Consider the following 1,221-nt stretch of genomic DNA (forward strand, 5'->3'; position numbering starts at 1 on the left):
CGTGTGGTGGCGTTGGCACAGCAGGGCAGCGTTGTCGATGTCGCTGAGCCCACCATCAACCCAGTGCACGACGTGGTGCGCTTTGGCCCACGCGGCGGGCGCGGTGCAGCCGGGGTAGGTGCACCCCCGGTCGCGGCGCAGCAGCCGCCGCCGCTGCGCCCGGGTGAACAGGCGCACCACCCGGCCGAGGTCGAGGTCTTCCCCGGCGGTGCCGAGCACGTGGGGGATGAGGTCAGCCTCACACGCCAGGCGCCGCAGCACCTGAGGCGAGAGCATCGTCCCGGTCGCGGTGGACCCGAGGACCTCGCCGCAGCCGGTGCGTGCCTGCAGATCCTCAAGGCTCATGATCACGTGCACGGCATGCGCGGACCCGGCGGCGCCGTCCGCGCCGCCGTGCTGGTCACCGTCGAGGGCGCTGGAGCGTTGGCACACCTGCGCCAGCGCTTCTACCCGCCGCTGCCCCAGCGGTCGCAGGTCACGTTCCCCGGTCACGTCGTTGGGGGCGGGGGCACTCAAGGGCCCGATCGCTGCTTCCAACGCTGCCGCCTGCTCCGGCGTCATCACCAACTGGTACTCGGTGAGGTCACCGGACTCGACAAACGGTGCGGACAACCGCGCCGCCGACGCCAACCGTTCCTGCAGGTCATCGAACACCCCCGGCGCGCCGTATTCGGCGAGCAGTCTGGGCCGCAGCCGGCGCAGCATCCCCGGCCCCCACGCCACCCCCAGCTCCAGCATGGACCGCACCACCGTGGGCTTGACCTCCTCACGCAGGAACGGGCCCAGGCGGGTCATCTCCCGCAACCCCGCACACCCCAAACCCGGCGACACCACCCCCGACACCACGGCATCCGCGACGATCCCCTCCGGAGAGTCCACATCCGGGCCGGCGGCGTCGCCACCGCCCCACCGCGCCCCCGTCGGGGCCAGCACCCCCGCGATCGCCGCGACGTCCGCGGCGCCGCCCTGCCGCAGCGACGGCGCGTGATCACGCACCCACGCCGTCGCGTTCACCCCAGCCGCCTCGACCTCACCACGCCCCACCGCCTCCGCGGTGACCGCGACTCGCGCCGCCGCACTCAACGCCACCAGCGAGTCGACCTCCCCCATCACCTCGGCCAACTCCGCCCCCGAGCACTGGTACAGCACCTGCGAGATCCCGACCAGCGCCTCACGGGCAGCCTCAACCCGGGAGCGACGCTCCACCAGGCCCAACGGCTG

At 73.2% G+C, this 1,221-nt stretch carries 1 protein-coding gene; it reads right to left on the reverse strand.

The genetic code is table 11. The features are described 5' to 3' along the window. A partial coding sequence (locus PLL68_RS15455; protein ID WP_324535616.1) for an HNH endonuclease signature motif containing protein occupies positions 1-1,221 on the reverse strand: 1,221 nt, incomplete at both ends.

The organism is Ornithinibacter sp., from assembly GCF_035443565.1.
Classification (GTDB): domain Bacteria; phylum Actinomycetota; class Actinomycetes; order Actinomycetales; family Dermatophilaceae; genus Fodinibacter.